This window comes from Streptomyces sp. NPDC048523, assembly GCF_043199815.1.
Classification (GTDB): Bacteria; Actinomycetota; Actinomycetes; order Streptomycetales; family Streptomycetaceae; genus Streptomyces.
Genome location: NZ_JBICWQ010000008.1, coordinates 140,454 through 153,215, shown reverse-complemented (window position 1 = coordinate 153,215; position 12,762 = coordinate 140,454). Strand labels below are relative to the sequence as shown.

At 71.9% G+C, this 12,762-nt stretch carries 15 protein-coding genes and 5 tRNA genes; 9 read left to right on the top strand and 11 right to left on the bottom strand.

Annotated features, from left to right (window positions below; all coding sequences use genetic code 11):
- Positions 1-188 precede the first annotated feature (188 nt).
- Together ACGFWE_RS34740 and ACGFWE_RS34735 are read left to right on the top strand one after the other, a co-directional pair.
- Complete coding sequence (locus ACGFWE_RS34740) at positions 189-602, top strand: SsgA family sporulation/cell division regulator (protein ID WP_004002642.1); 414 nt, start codon at positions 189-191, stop codon at positions 600-602.
- A gap of 209 nt (positions 603-811) precedes the next feature.
- A complete protein-coding gene (locus ACGFWE_RS34735; RefSeq protein WP_352390017.1) occupies positions 812-1,372 on the top strand; it encodes a CGNR zinc finger domain-containing protein in 561 nt (186 codons plus the stop codon).
- A 97-nt stretch (positions 1,373-1,469) separates the two neighbouring features.
- On the opposite strand, the gene ACGFWE_RS34730 is transcribed toward ACGFWE_RS34735, so the two are convergent.
- Entirely contained in the window at positions 1,470-1,622 is a 153-nt protein-coding gene (locus ACGFWE_RS34730) for a hypothetical protein (protein ID WP_020117509.1), read from the bottom strand.
- Between the two features lie 156 nt (positions 1,623-1,778).
- The gene (locus ACGFWE_RS34725; RefSeq protein ID WP_393604209.1) at positions 1,779-2,231 is read right to left on the bottom strand and encodes a hypothetical protein; all 453 of its coding nucleotides are present in this window, start codon (positions 2,229-2,231) and stop codon (positions 1,779-1,781) included.
- Positions 2,232-2,456: 225 nt separating this feature from the next.
- Here ACGFWE_RS34725 and ACGFWE_RS34720 point away from each other — a divergent pair, with 225 nt between their 5' ends.
- On the top strand, positions 2,457-2,978 hold the full coding sequence (locus ACGFWE_RS34720; protein ID WP_393604055.1) for a DsbA family protein: 522 nt from the start codon (positions 2,457-2,459) through the stop codon (positions 2,976-2,978).
- Positions 2,979-2,985: 7 nt separating this feature from the next.
- On the opposite strand, the gene ACGFWE_RS34715 is transcribed toward ACGFWE_RS34720, so the two are convergent.
- The 3 genes from ACGFWE_RS34715 to ACGFWE_RS34705 are packed head-to-tail and all read right to left on the bottom strand — an operon-like array spanning position 2,986 to position 5,728.
- On the bottom strand, positions 2,986-3,816 hold the full coding sequence (locus ACGFWE_RS34715) for a GNAT family N-acetyltransferase (protein WP_393604053.1): 831 nt from the start codon (positions 3,814-3,816) through the stop codon (positions 2,986-2,988).
- Positions 3,817-3,866: 50 nt separating this feature from the next.
- Complete coding sequence (locus tag ACGFWE_RS34710; RefSeq protein WP_352390020.1) at positions 3,867-4,688, bottom strand: aminodeoxychorismate lyase; 822 nt, start codon at positions 4,686-4,688, stop codon at positions 3,867-3,869.
- On the bottom strand, positions 4,685-5,728 hold the full coding sequence (locus tag ACGFWE_RS34705) for a chorismate-binding protein (RefSeq protein ID WP_393604051.1): 1,044 nt from the start codon (positions 5,726-5,728) through the stop codon (positions 4,685-4,687). The genes ACGFWE_RS34710 and ACGFWE_RS34705 overlap by 4 nt, the downstream gene beginning before the upstream one ends.
- A 177-nt stretch (positions 5,729-5,905) precedes the next feature.
- Here ACGFWE_RS34705 and ACGFWE_RS34700 point away from each other — a divergent pair.
- From ACGFWE_RS34700 to ACGFWE_RS34680, 5 genes are all read left to right on the top strand, one after another.
- Positions 5,906-5,978: transfer RNA gene (locus tag ACGFWE_RS34700), tRNA-Gly, on the top strand.
- Positions 5,979-6,017: 39 nt separating this feature from the next.
- Positions 6,018-6,091 (top strand) — tRNA-Cys (locus ACGFWE_RS34695).
- 1 nt (position 6,092) lies between these two features.
- Positions 6,093-6,164, top strand: a tRNA-Val gene (locus ACGFWE_RS34690).
- Positions 6,165-6,198: 34 nt separating this feature from the next.
- Positions 6,199-6,270: transfer RNA gene (locus tag ACGFWE_RS34685), tRNA-Val, on the top strand.
- Positions 6,271-6,301: 31 nt separating this feature from the next.
- Positions 6,302-6,373, top strand: a tRNA-Val gene (locus ACGFWE_RS34680).
- Between the two features lie 48 nt (positions 6,374-6,421).
- On the opposite strand, the gene ACGFWE_RS34675 is transcribed toward ACGFWE_RS34680, so the two are convergent.
- The 4 genes from ACGFWE_RS34675 to ACGFWE_RS34660 all read right to left on the bottom strand — a co-directional run bounded on the left by ACGFWE_RS34675 (position 6,422) and on the right by ACGFWE_RS34660 (position 8,893).
- Positions 6,422-6,730 carry a zf-TFIIB domain-containing protein gene (locus ACGFWE_RS34675; protein WP_328783993.1) on the bottom strand — a complete coding sequence of 103 codons (309 nt, stop codon included), beginning with the start codon at positions 6,728-6,730 and terminating at the stop codon, positions 6,422-6,424.
- 80 nt (positions 6,731-6,810) lie between these two features.
- The gene (locus tag ACGFWE_RS34670; protein ID WP_352390022.1) at positions 6,811-7,749 is read right to left on the bottom strand and encodes an aminoglycoside phosphotransferase family protein; all 939 of its coding nucleotides are present in this window, start codon (positions 7,747-7,749) and stop codon (positions 6,811-6,813) included.
- 488 nt (positions 7,750-8,237) lie between these two features.
- Positions 8,238-8,420 carry a hypothetical protein gene (locus tag ACGFWE_RS34665; protein WP_352390023.1) on the bottom strand — a complete coding sequence of 61 codons (183 nt, stop codon included), beginning with the start codon at positions 8,418-8,420 and terminating at the stop codon, positions 8,238-8,240.
- A 197-nt stretch (positions 8,421-8,617) separates the two neighbouring features.
- Positions 8,618-8,893 (bottom strand): hypothetical protein, encoded by a 276-nt coding sequence (locus ACGFWE_RS34660; protein WP_007380750.1) that lies wholly within the window; start codon positions 8,891-8,893, stop codon positions 8,618-8,620.
- A gap of 196 nt (positions 8,894-9,089) precedes the next feature.
- Here ACGFWE_RS34660 and ACGFWE_RS34655 point away from each other — a divergent pair, with 196 nt between their 5' ends.
- Positions 9,090-10,487 (top strand): protein kinase, encoded by a 1,398-nt coding sequence (locus ACGFWE_RS34655; protein WP_393604207.1) that lies wholly within the window; start codon positions 9,090-9,092, stop codon positions 10,485-10,487.
- Positions 10,488-10,559: 72 nt separating this feature from the next.
- On the opposite strand, the gene ACGFWE_RS34650 is transcribed toward ACGFWE_RS34655, so the two are convergent.
- Both ACGFWE_RS34650 and cobA read right to left on the bottom strand, forming a co-directional pair.
- The gene (locus ACGFWE_RS34650; protein WP_352390024.1) at positions 10,560-11,378 is read right to left on the bottom strand and encodes an RNA methyltransferase; all 819 of its coding nucleotides are present in this window, start codon (positions 11,376-11,378) and stop codon (positions 10,560-10,562) included.
- Positions 11,379-11,442: 64 nt separating this feature from the next.
- Complete coding sequence (gene cobA / locus ACGFWE_RS34645; protein WP_393604048.1) at positions 11,443-12,684, bottom strand: uroporphyrinogen-III C-methyltransferase; 1,242 nt, start codon at positions 12,682-12,684, stop codon at positions 11,443-11,445.
- Between the last annotated feature and the right edge of the window lie 78 nt (positions 12,685-12,762).

Below are 12,762 nucleotides of genomic sequence, written 5' to 3'. Positions count from 1 at the left end.
GCCGAACCCTACCGGAGAGAAACCGGTCACCGGAATGGTCGTACCTCCCCAAGAGGTCCTCGGCCGGAAGAGTTACGTAAAGGCACGCAAAACACTCAGAGGGGTTTACAACGGCACCGTAGGTGGCATGTCGATTTCGCCGACGTGCGAATCCCCGAGCGCACACTGAGCGAAAGGCCCTGGCGCTTATGAACACCACGGTCAGCTGCGAGCTGCACCTGCGCCTCGTTGTGTCGAGCGAGTCCTCCCTGCCTGTCCCCGCAGGCCTGCGGTACGACACGGCCGACCCCTACGCCGTGCACGCCACCTTCCACACCGGAGCCGAGGAGACCGTCGAGTGGGTGTTCGCCCGCGACCTCCTCGCGGAGGGCCTCCACCGGCCCACCGGAACCGGCGACGTCCGAGTCTGGCCGTCGCGCAGTCACGGTCAGGGCGTCGTCTGCATCGCCCTGAGCTCCCCTGAGGGCGAGGCACTGCTCGAGGCCCCGGCGCGGGCCCTGGAGTCGTTCCTGAAGCGGACGGACGCCGCCGTGCCCCCGGGCACGGAGCACCGCCACTTCGATCTGGATCAGGAGCTCTCGCACATCCTGGCGGAAAGCTAGGGCGAGGCCCCACAGAGCCGCCCGGCGCCGTCCACTCGGGGAGACGGCTCGGGCAGGTACAACTGCATAGGGAACGACAGGCGCCGTGGCTGCGGAGCGCTCCGCAGCCACGGCGCCTGTCGTGCTGCCCGTCACCGGGGCCCGGCGAGCCACTACCATCGGCCAGCATCGGCGGGCGTTCGCCCGACCCCCAGGCCAGGGAGCGAATCGTGCTGATCACCCACGACACCCGGTGCGCCCTCGACACCGTGGTCGATCTGGTGAACACCGCACCGGAGGACGACGCGTCGCCCGACGCGCTGCCGGATGTGGGGGCGCTCGAGGATTTCGTACGAAACCACGAGATCAGTGGTGTCGGGGTCCTCTCGGAGTTCGATCTGTCGGCCGTGCGCAAGATCCGCGGACGGTTCACCTCGGTCTTCGCCGCCCCGGACGCCCGGGCCGCCGCCGCTCTGATCAACGAACTGGTCGCCGCCGCGGGCACCACTCCCCAGCTCACGGACCACGACGGCTACGAGTGGCATGTGCACTACTTCGCGCCGGGCGCCTCCGTCGCCGACCACCTGGCGGCCGACTGCGGGATGGCGCTGGCGTTCTTCGTGGTGGCCGGGGAGCAGGAGCGGCTGCGGCGCTGCGAGGCCCCCGACTGCCGAAGGGCCTTCGTCGACCTGTCCCGCAACCGCTCGCGGCGCTACTGCGACAGCCGGACCTGCGGAAACCGTCTGCATGTGGCCGCCTACCGGGCGCGGCGCAAGGAGGCCGCGGGCTGAGGTCCGGACGGGGACCGGAGACGGGACGGGCACCGGAGTCCGGGCGGGGTGTCGACGTGGGCCCCGGCGGGTGACGCCGGGGACCCACGGGTACGGCTCAGAGCAGCAGCAGGTCGTGCAGCGCAGCCATGAGCAGAAGAGACCCGATCACCGCAAGGAAGATCATCAGCGGTGGCTGGGAAAGGGCGAAGAGGCATCCACGCGGCTCGTCCTGCGGCGGCGCGGTATCGCTCTGTTTCGTGTCCAGCATCTCGCGGCGATGATGGCGCAGTCCTCGCCCCCGCCGCGATCAACACGCCCGAAATGGGCGGGAGTTCGCCGGATTCCGTGATGTCCGCTTCGAGTCGTGATCACTTACGGACCGATGCTGATCCCACTGCGAACGTTTCAGTTCACCGCGCGACCGTCATATGCCGTGCTTCTTGAGGATGGCCTCGATGTCGCTGAAGTCGTCCGCGGCGGACCCGGTGGCCCCGGTCTTGCCCGCGGGGCGGGTCGCCGGGGTGCGTGCGGCCGGGCCGAGGGATGGCGCGGAGGCCGTGGGAGCCACCGCCTCCTCCCGGGCGCCACGGGCCGCCGCCCTGCGCTCCTTGCGGGTTCCGCCGCGGCGGCGCTCCACCGCGCGCGTGGTCGAGAACAGCACCCATGACAGGCCGAGCACACCGAAGCCCGCCCAGGCGGTCGGGCTGAAGGCGGTGTCGGCGAGCCAGTCGACGACGCCGGTCATCACCAGACCGAGCGGGACGAGGGAATAGGCGGCGATACGGGTCGCCGCGAGCAAACGCTTCCGGTACGCGGTGACCGCCGCGATGCCCAGGCCGGCCGCGGCGACGGCGGAACAGACGGTCTCGGCAATCATCCGGTCCTCCAGACGGGGCTCGATCGGCAAGGTGCCGCTTCGTCCCTGTCCATCCTGCACCTCCCGGGCCCCACCGGGCCATGCCCCGGCAGGACATCAGGGACATCTCCGGGTCACCTCCTCCGCAGGTGCCGGTCGGGGCCGTACCGGTCGGGCCGACGGATGGGTGTCACGGACGGCCGGGGGCGATTGGGCCGGGCGGGCACGGGCTGGGAGACTGGACCCATGAGCGACCCCTCCCCCGTCCGTCCCGCCGCGCCCGTTCTCGATGTCTGGTGCGAGCTGCAGTGCCCGGACTGCCGGGACGCGCTGGACGATGTCCGGACCCTGCGTGCCCGTTACGGCGACCGCCTGGAGCTGCGGCTGCGGCACTTCCCGCTGGAGAAGCACAAGCACTCCTTCGCCGCCGCGCAGGCCGCCGAGGAGGCGCTGGAGCAGGGCAAGGGCTGGGAGTTCGTCGAGGCGGTGCTCGGCCGCGTCGAGGAGCTGGACCGTCAGGGAGAACCCTTCCTCGTCGAGGTCGCCCGTGAACTGGGCCTCGACGCCGAGGAGTTCGACACCGCGCTGATCGACGGCCGGCACATGCTGATCGTGGACGCCGACCAGGCCGAGGGCAAGGCGATCGGCGTGAGCGGGACACCGACGTACGTCATCGACGGCGAGCGTCTCGACGTCGGCAAGAGCCAGGAGGGGCTGCGCGAGCGGATCGAGGAGATCGCGGACCGGCTGCTCGCCGGGCAGGAGTGAGCCCGCCTCAGAGCAGGCTCTTGTACATCGAGTAACCCACCGTCACGTACCCCAGCGACTCGTACAGCCGTTCGGCCGGTGTGTTGCCCGCGAAGACGTTGAGGCCCAGGACCCGTCTGCCGGAGGCGATCGTCTGGGCCTCGGCCAGCAGCATCAGGGACCGGCCGTGCCCGCGGCCGCGGAAGGGCTCCTCGGTCTCGACGTCGTAGACGAAGGCCTTGGTGGCGCCGGTGAACTCCACCCACAGGACCCCGACCCGGACCCCGTCGTGTTCCAGGACGCTGAACAGCGCGTCCTCGGTCGCGAGGCCGCGCTCGGTCAACCATGTGTTGTCCCGCTCCGACCTCGCCCTCGCCTCGGTCTCGGGCACCCCGCGGTCGGCCCAGTCCCGGGCGTACTCCTCGATACCGCGCTCCGCCCACGGCCCGAACTCGGCCTCCGTCATCGGCCTGCCCCGGCTGCCCGCGGGCAGTTCGGGCGCGTCGGCACCGAGCGCCTTCTCCATGCCGCGGTTGCGGTGGACGTAGCCGAGCATGGTGGCGAGCCGCAGCGCCGGCTCGGCGTCGGCGGGCACCCTGATCTCCAGCTGCCCGCAGCCCCAGCCCCGCGCCACCTCCTCGGCGGCCAGCGCGGCGACCGTGCCCCGGCCGCGCCTGCGGTCCGGCTCGTCGATCCGCAGGTCCCGGATCTGGGCGACGACCGCTCCGAAGGCCGGGTGGGTCGCCAGGTGTATCGCCCCGACGGGACGGCTGTTCACGCACACCGTGTAGTGGCGGGACAGCGCCCCGTCGGAGCCGCGCTGCAGCGGCTCGGTCGGCCGCAGGGTGGTGGTCATCACCGGAGTTCTACCCGCTGCCGCGCGCCGGAGCAGCCCAATATCCCGGGCCTTTACGGATCGAGGTCGTCCCCGGCCCGCTCCTCGAAGATCCGCAGCGCCTTGGCGGTCACCGGGCCGGGCGCGCCCGGCAGTTCGCGCGCGTCGACGCGGTGGACGGCCTGGACGTCCCGCAGGGTCGAGGTGAGGAAGATCTCGTCGGCCCGCTCCAGGACGTCCAGCGGCAGGTCGGTCTCCTTGGCCCCGGTCCACTCGACGGTCAACGCGCGCGTGATGCCCGCCAGGCAGCCGGAGGCGAGCGGCGGGGTGTGGATCTCGCCGTCGAGCACGACGAAGACGTTCGACCCGGTGCCCTCGCACAGCTGCCCGACCGTGTTCGCGAACAGCGCCTCGGAAGCGCCGCCCGCACGCGCGCGTGCGAGTGCGACGACGTTCTCGGCGTACGAGGTGGTCTTGAGCCCGGTGAGGGCCCCGCGCTCGTTACGGGTCCACGGCACCGTGATCACCGCCGTGGAGTCGGGCCGCGGGGCGGACTCGCCGAGGGCGACCACGAGCGTCGGCCCGTGTTCGCCCCGGTCGGATCCGAGGGGGCCGTGGCCGCCGGTGTAGGTGATGCGCAGTCGTCCGAGCGGCATCGGATTCGCCTCGAGTACGGCGGCGCAGGCGCGGCGGACCTCGTCGTGATCGGGGTCGGGCAGCCCGAGGCCCCGTGCCGACAGCGTCAGCCGGTCGAGATGGCGGGTGAGGGCGAAGGGACGGCCGTCCACCGCCTTGACGGTCTCGAAGATGCCGTCGCCCACGGTCAGCCCGTGGTCGAAGACGGAGACGCGGGCGGTCTCGCTGTCCTGGAGCCCGCCGTCGAGCCAGATCTTCACGTAAAGGTCCCTCCACTCGCCTCGTACGTCCCCGACGCTACCGCGAGCAGCCGGGACGCCTTCAGCTCGGTCTCCCGCCACTCCCCCTCGGGGTCGGAGCCCCAGGTGATCCCGGCACCGGTCCCGAAGCGCAGCACTCCTTCGGCGCGGTCGATCCAGAAGGTGCGGATACCGACGGCCAGCTCCCCGGTACCCCGGTCCGCGTCGACCCAGCCGACACCTCCGCAGTACGGCCCCCGGGGCGCGGTCTCCAGGGCGTCGATGATCCGCAGGGCACTGGACTTGGGCGCACCGGTGACCGAGCCGGGAGGAAAGGCGGCGCCGAACAGCTCGGCCCAGCCGGCCCCCGCGGACAGCTCGCCCCGCACGGTCGACACGAGATGGACCAGCCCCGGATGCTTCTCCACGGCACACAGGTCGGGAACGGTGACGCTGCCCGTGGCGCACACCCGCCCCAGGTCGTTGCGGACCAGGTCGACGATCATCACGTTCTCGGCGTAATCCTTGGCCAGCAGGTCGTCCTCGGTCCGCCCGGTCCCCTTGATCGGCCCCGACTCCACGACCTGCCCCGTCCTGCGCAGGAACAGCTCGGGGGAAGCGGTGGCGATCTCCACCCCGTGTCCGGGCAGCCGAATCGTTCCTGCGTACGGCGCCGGGTTGCCGCGGGCCAGCAGCGCGGTCAGCGCGTCCACGTCGGCGTCGGGCGCGACGGGCGCGGTCAGGACACGGCAGAGGTTGGCCTGGTAGACCTCACCGGTGGCGATATGCGCCCGGATCCGCCGTACGCCCTCGGTGTACGCGGCGCGATCCAGCGACGACGTCCAGTCACCGGCCGAGGGCCCGCGCCACGCCCCGGGTCGCGGCGCGGGCACCGGCTCCCGGCGTACCTCGGCGAAGCGGGCGCACGTCAGACCGCCCTCGAAGTCCGCGGCGACGGCCCAGAAGCCGCTGGAGTCCAGGGCCGCGGGATCGCTGGTGACATCGAGGAGACCGGTGGCGACGCGGTCGCCGAAACGGGCGAGAGGAGCGAGGTCGAGCACGTGGCCGAGTCTATGGCGGGTGTCCTGCGGGTGACCTGGCCATGTCCTTGAAGGCGCCTGACCACGTACGTCGACATGCGCACCGCAGCACGCTGCGCAAACGCGTTTTTGTGATGGCCCCGGAATCCGCTAGAGTTCAACTCGTCGCCGGGCCGCGAGAGCGGAACGAAACGACAAGCGGACGTAGCTCAGTTGGTAGAGCGCAACCTTGCCAAGGTTGAGGTCGCCAGTTCGAACCTGGTCGTCCGCTCGATGGAACCAGGGGATCTTCCCGAGCCCCTGCACTCCTGGTGGAGTGGCCGAGAGGCGAGGCAACGGCCTGCAAAGCCGTCTACACGGGTTCAAATCCCGTCTCCACCTCCAAGGACGATTAGCTCAGCGGGAGAGCGCTTCCCTGACACGGAAGAGGTCACTGGTTCAATCCCAGTATCGTCCACTGGATCTTCGGCAGATCATCGAAGGTCTGACCCGCGCGATTAGCTCAGCGGGAGAGCGCTTCCCTGACACGGAAGAGGTCACTGGTTCAATCCCAGTATCGCGCACGCAGCACGCACGATCTCGATCGTGGTTCCCGCGCGATTAGCTCAGCGGGAGAGCGCTTCCCTGACACGGAAGAGGTCACTGGTTCAATCCCAGTATCGCGCACACACCGAAGCCCCCGGCCCTGCGGCCGGGGGCTTCCTCGTCTCCTGGTCAGCTGGAGAACAGCATGTGGCCGAAGCCGCGGTTGCGGTGGTGACCGCCATGGCCGCCGTGGCCCCCGTAGTGACCGCCGCCGTGCTGCGGAGCGCCCCAGGCCGGTGCGCCGGGCTGGGCCGGGTACTGCGGAGCGGCCGGCGGCGGCGGAACGGCGGGGCCGCCGCCCCACTGGCCCTCCAGCCGGGTCAGCGCCTCCAGCTCGCCGTAGTCGAGAAAGATCCCGCGGCAGCCGCTGCACTGCTCGATCTGGACACCGTTGCGGTTGTACGTGTGCATGGGGGCGTGGCACTTCGGACACTGCATCGTCGGCTCAACTCCTCGCCGGTCGGTCCTGCTTAGCGTTACGCCAGGACAGACTCTGTCCGGCTCTGGTCGGTTGCACCCTACTTCGCGAAACCGTCCGCCAACTCCGGCGGGGTGGACCCCATTCGGTCACAGGCGTCGACGACCGCCTGCTCCACGTCGTCCAGCGCACGGCCCGCCTCGGTCGCCTTGGCGATCGCCCGGGCGGCGGTCTGCACGGTGAGCGCGCGGGCGGCGACATCCAGGGCCGGCCACGGGTCGCCCTCGGCGGGAACAGCGGGGCCTCCGGCCCCCCGGTAGGCGCCGAGAAAGCGGGACCAGTCGTCGGGCGGGAGCAGTCCGCAGGCGTACCAGGCGGCGGGGCGGGCGAGATCCCAGGCGGGTTCTCCCACGCCGAGGTCGTCGACGTCGATGAGACGCCAGGGGCCGTCGGGGGCGGGGTGACGGACCAGCTGGCCGAGGTGGAGGTCGCCGTGGCAGAGGGTCGTGGTGTCGGACATCGGGGTCTCGGCGCGGGCCCAGGACGGGAGGGTTCGCCAGGCGCGGAGAACGGGCACGGTGTGCCTTCGGCGGCTGGTGGCGAGGAGGCGGGCAACGGCCAGGGCTGCTTTGGCGGGGCCTCGCATGGGCGGCAGGCCGGGTGGGGCGGGGGTGCGGTGCAGGTGGGCGAGGAGGGTGGCGGCGGCCTCCCAGGGGGCGGCGTCGGGGTTCTGCGGGTCCACGGGTTCGCCGTACGGCCAGAAGGTGACGAGCCGGCCGTGCAAATCTACGGGGGTCTCGGCGAGTGGGGGCAGCAGGATGCCTGCGAGATGGGCGGCCGCGGCGAGGCGGGGGGCCAGGTCGGCGGGGGCCGTGTCGGGGGCGTGAGCCTTGGCGACGGTGTCGGCGTGACGGACGACGGTGGCATCGGGACGGTCGGCGAGGGTGGTCGCCCCACAGGGGCACGCAGACGAGCTCCGTGAGTGAGCCTCGGTCCTGGCTCTGAGGGTGAGCTCGGTGAGCAGGGGGTGGGTGGTCACGGGGCTCCCTGGGCGACGGGGTGGTCTGCTCGCGAGGGTACGCAAGTCGCGCCTCAGGGGGTGCCGGGTCAGGTAGTCGGGCGGGTGCGGGTGCCTTGTGGCTGGTCGCGCAGTTCCCCGCGCCCCTAGGGGGTTGCAGTCACCTGCGCCAGGACGGACCGTTCGCCGGACCGCGCGCCATGATCCGGCCGTTGGCCGCGTACGGCGGGCTGGGGACGGGGTGGGGGTGTCCGCACGCGCTATATACGCCCCCGCCGGAGCCAAGCGGGCCGCCGCAGGCACCCAGGGGCGCGGGGAACTGCGCACAACGCCCGCCCCCACCGAACCCGCACCCGGAACCGAACCCACAGACGCCCACAGGGCAAAGCAATGCCGGCGCAGCTCCCCAGCTGCGCCGGCATTTTGCCGTCCGCCGCACCCCCGTCCCCACGGGGTTTCATGGGTTGATGTCCCCGCCCGGACCGCTCTTCCGGGCCTGGGGTCGCCGCTCAGCGCCCCAGCATCACTCCCACGGACGACGCCTGTGTGGCCACTGTCTCCCAGCCGTCGAAGACGACGAGGAGCAGGACCGCCAGGGGAAGGGCCATCAGCGTCGCCACCAGCGGGTGGCGACGGCCCGTACGGCGGGGCTGACGTGTGCGGAACAGTGTCCGCGGTGCCGTAAGAGCCATGGTCCCTCTCCTGACCGTTCTGTTGTCGTTTGGCAGCGGCGGGTGTCTGACCTCGGGGGACGAGTGCTGCACCCGCCGCTTGACCTCAAATCTAGGCGTCCTGGGCTTCCCGCACGTCATGCCCTCGTACCGATTGCCGGGCCTCCCCGAGGATGAGCCATGACCAGCGGAGTACTCCCGTGGGTGGAGACGGGGACCTAGGTCTCCGGGTCTTCCCGGAGGGGTCGCCCGGTCTGCCCCGCTTTCTCCGAGCTGTCCTCGCGCGGCACGGGCTGCTCCACCAGCGCCAGCACCCGGGTCGCCATGAACCGGGCCGTCCGCACCACCGATCCGTTCCGCGTGACTTCGCTCACTTCCACGACTCCTCGTCGTACCGCCGTCTCCACTCGGCGGCCCGCCCTGCTCGCCACCACCTCGTAGGTGCGCGTCGTGTCACCTGCGTCCACGACTATCTCCACGCGATCACCCTTCACGGGTTCAATCCCCCTTCTGCGACGGGTGGTTGGGATCACATCCGAAGCGAAGTCCGCCCGCCCTCCGGCTCCCTGACCACCCCTCAATTCTCCCACCCGGCACTGACAATCCACCGGGCCGAGAGGGCGCGGCCTCTGCGCGCGGCGGCCCGTGGAAACGTAAGCTGTGGCTCGTCACACGGACCGGGCAGCGGGGATGAACATGGCGATGATGCGCCTGAGGCGCGAGGACCCGCGCGTCGTCGGCTCGTTCAGGCTTCACAGACGGCTCGGCGCCGGGGGGATGGGAGTCGTCTACCTGGGCTCCGACCGCAAGGGGCAGCGGGTCGCGTTGAAGGTCATCCGGCCGGATCTGGCCGAGGACCAGGAGTTCCGGTCGCGGTTCGCGCGCGAGGTCTCCGCGGCCCGGCGGATCCGCGGCGGCTGCACCGCCCGGCTCGTCGCGGCCGATCTGGAGGCGGACCGTCCGTGGTTCGCCACCCAGTACGTGCCCGGCCCCTCCCTCCACGACAAGGTCGCCGACGAGGGTGCGCTCGGCGCCGCCGAGGTCGCCTCCATCGGGGCCGCCCTGTCGGAGGGCCTCGTCGCCGTGCACGAGGCGGGGGTGGTGCACCGGGACCTCAAGCCGTCGAACATTCTCCTGTCGCCCAAGGGTCCGCGGATCATCGACTTCGGTATCGCATGGGCGACCGGAGCCTCCACTCTCACCCATGTCGGCACCGCCGTGGGCTCCCCCGGCTTCCTCGCGCCCGAGCAGGTGCGCGGCGCCGCGGTGACGCCGGCCACGGACGTGTTCTCGCTGGGCGCGACCCTGGCGTACGCCTCGATGGGCGATTCGCCCTTCGGGCACGGCAGTTCCGAGGTGATGCTGTACCGCGTGGTGCACGAGGAGGCCCAGCTGCACGGCGTGCCCGACGCGGTCGCCCCCCTCATCCGCGCGTGTCTGGCGAAGGACCCCGAGGAGCGGCCGAGCACCCTCCAGTTGTCGCTGCGGCTCAAGGAGATCGCGGCCCGCGAGGCACAGGGCCTGCCGGAGCTGCGCCCGCCCGCACCGCGCGCCGGCGAGGCGGACCGGCCCACCGGACGCATCGCCGACACCTACCCGGAGCGGACCGCCCAGCGACGCCCCCAGGGGCAGCCGGGTACGTCCGGCTCCCAGGGAACTCCGCAGTCCCGTGGTTCGTCGGGGCAGGTCCGGGGCCAGGCCCCCGCGCGCGGCGGGGTTCCGTCACGTGGTGGCAGCACCCCGCGCGGCAACGGCGTGCCTTCCTCCCGCCCGGGCCCGCGGCCCACCCCGGCCTCCTCGCGGAACACGACCCGCTCGGGCAGCGGCAGCCGGCCCGCGCCGCGCAGCGGTGCGGGGCGCCCAGCCTCCAGGAACACCAAGACGGGGCTGCGCCCCGCGAACCCCCGCCTCCTGCGCCAGCGGCTGTTCGTGTTCGTCGTCGTGACCCTGCTCGTGGCGCTCGGCATCGCGGCGGCCCAGGGCTGCCAGGGGCCGCCGCGCGGACTCGGCGGCGACGACGGCGTCGTACGGGAACAGCGGCAGGGGCAGGTGCACGCGTCGCCGGACCAGGCACAGCCGCGGCGGTAGGCCTGCTGCACGGACTGAGTACGGCGCCGGGACCGCCGTAGGCGATGTGCCGGAGCAGTGGAGGACCGCTGATCAGCCCTGCGGTCGTCCCGTGGCCACCGCGTAGAAGGCGACCGCGGCCGCCGCGCCCACGTTGAGGGAGTCGACGCCGTGGGCCATCGGGATACGGACCCACTCGTCGGCGGCGACCAGGGCCTGGGTGGTCAGGCCGTCGCCCTCGGCGCCGAGCATCAGCGCGACCCGGTCCATCCTGTGCGGGGCGGCCTCGTCAAGGGTCTTGGCCTTCGCGTCCGGGGTCAGGGCGAGGAGGGTGAAGCCGGCCTCGCGGACCGACTCCAGGCCCTTGGGCCAGGTGTCGAGGCGGGCGTAGGGGACGGAGAAGACCGCGCCCATCGAGACCTTGACGCTTCGGCGGTACAAGGGATCGGCGCAGTCGGGCGACAGCAGCACCGCGTCCATGCCCAGCGCCGCCGCGGAGCGGAAGATCGCGCCGATGTTGGTGTGGTCGTTGACCGACTCCATGACCACCACGCGACGGGCGGTCTGGAGCAACTCGGCCGCCGTGGGCAGCGGTTTGCGCTGCATGGAGGCGAGCGCGCCGCGGTGCACGTGGTAGCCGGTGACCTGCTCGGCGAGCTCCGGGCTGACGGCGTACACGGGGGCGGGGAGTTCGTCGATGACGTCGCGCATGACGTCGACCCACTTCGCGGACAGCAGCATGGAGCGCATCTCGTAGCCCGCGTCCTTCGCCCGGCGGATGACCTTCTCGCCCTCGGCGATGAACAGGCCCTCGGCCGGCTCGCGTTTGCGCCGCAGTTCGACGTCGGTCAGGCCCGTGTAGTCGTGCAGGCGCGGGTCGTCGGGGTCCTCGACGGTGATGAGATCGGCCACAGGGTGATACTGCCTTGTCCTGGGTGCGGTGCCAACGGCTGGGAACGGGTTGTGTTACCCCGGGTTACGCCGAGGGCTCGGAGACCCGGGGTCCTACGGCGACGACCTCGCCGACGACGATGACGGCCGGCGGCTTGACTTCCTCGGCGACGACCACGTCGGCGACGGTCGCCAGGGTGGCGTCGACCCGGCGCTGGGCGGCCGTCGTGCCCTCCTGGACCAGGGCGACCGGGGTGTCGGGCGACTTGCCATGGGCGACCAGGGTCTCGGCGATCCGGCCGATCTTGTCGACGCCCATGAGGATCACCAGGGTGCCCGTGAGCTTGGCGAGCGAGGGCCAGTCGACCAGCGAGCGCTCGTCGTCGGGGGCGACATGGCCGCTGACCACGGTGAACTCGTGGGCGACGCCGCGGTGGGTGACGGGGATGCCGGCCGCGCCGGGCACCGAGATCGAGCTGGAGATGCCGGGGACGACCGTGCAGGGGATGCCGGCCTCGGCGAGGGCCTGCAGTTCCTCCATGCCGCGGCCGAAGACATAGGGGTCCCCGCCCTTCAGCCGTACCACCGACCTGCCCTGCTTGGCGTGCTCGATGAGGGCGTTGTTGATGGCCTCCTGGGCCATGAAGCGGCCGTACGGGATCTTCGCCGCGTCGATGACCTCGACGTGCGGCGGGAGTTCGGCGAGGAGGTCGCGGGGGCCGAGGCGGTCGGCGATGACGACGTCGGCCTCGGCGAGGAGGCGCCGGCCGCGGACCGTGATCAGGTCGGGGTCGCCGGGGCCGCCGCCGACGAGGGCGACGCCCTTGGTGCGGGTGCGGTGGTGGGGGGCGACGAGGGTGCCGTCGCGCAGGCCCTCCACGACCGCGTCCCGGATGGCCGCCGTGTGGCGGGGGTCGCGGCCCTTGGCGTTCGTCGTGAGCACGGCGACCGTGACGCCCTCGCTGTGGCCCGTCGCCGGGGTCCAGGCGGTGGCGGCGTCGGCGTCGTCGGAGCGGACGCACCACACGCGGTTCCGCTCGGCCTCGGCGGAGGCCAGGGTGTTGGCTTCGGTGTCACCGGTCGCGATCAGGGCGTACCAGGCGGCGGCGAGGTCGCCCTCCCGGTAGGGCCGCTTCTCCCAGGTGATCTCGCCCGCGTCCGCCATCGCCTCCACCGAGGGGGTGGCCTCGGGGGACACCAGGAGGACGTCCGCGCCCGACGCGATGAGGGCGGGCAGGCGGCGCTGGGCGACCTGGCCGCCGCCGAGGACGACGACCCTGCGGCCGGTGAGGCGGAGGCCTACGGGGTAGGCGGGATGTTCGGCCATGAGGTGCGGCTCCTCGTGCTGGCAAGGCGATGGGTGCTACGGCGCTGGAGCAGCCCTGACGTGCAGATTTTAGAGACG

Excerpts from the sequence above, each read along its gene's own strand:
- ACGFWE_RS34655 (WP_393604207.1), top strand. The coding sequence starts at position 9,090 with ATGAACATGGCGATGATGCGCCTGAGGCGCGAGGACCCGCGCGTCGTC.
- ACGFWE_RS34740 (WP_004002642.1), top strand. The coding sequence starts at position 189 with ATGAACACCACGGTCAGCTGCGAGCTGCACCTGCGCCTCGTTGTGTCG.
- ACGFWE_RS34730 (WP_020117509.1), bottom strand. The coding sequence starts at position 1,622 with ATGCTGGACACGAAACAGAGCGATACCGCGCCGCCGCAGGACGAGCCG.
- ACGFWE_RS34675 (WP_328783993.1), bottom strand. The coding sequence starts at position 6,730 with ATGCAGTGTCCGAAGTGCCACGCCCCCATGCACACGTACAACCGCAAC.
- ACGFWE_RS34720 (WP_393604055.1), top strand. The coding sequence starts at position 2,457 with ATGAGCGACCCCTCCCCCGTCCGTCCCGCCGCGCCCGTTCTCGATGTC.
- cobA (WP_393604048.1), bottom strand. The coding sequence starts at position 12,684 with ATGGCCGAACATCCCGCCTACCCCGTAGGCCTCCGCCTCACCGGCCGC.
- ACGFWE_RS34665 (WP_352390023.1), bottom strand. The coding sequence starts at position 8,420 with ATGGCTCTTACGGCACCGCGGACACTGTTCCGCACACGTCAGCCCCGC.
- ACGFWE_RS34725 (WP_393604209.1), bottom strand. The coding sequence starts at position 2,231 with ATGATTGCCGAGACCGTCTGTTCCGCCGTCGCCGCGGCCGGCCTGGGC.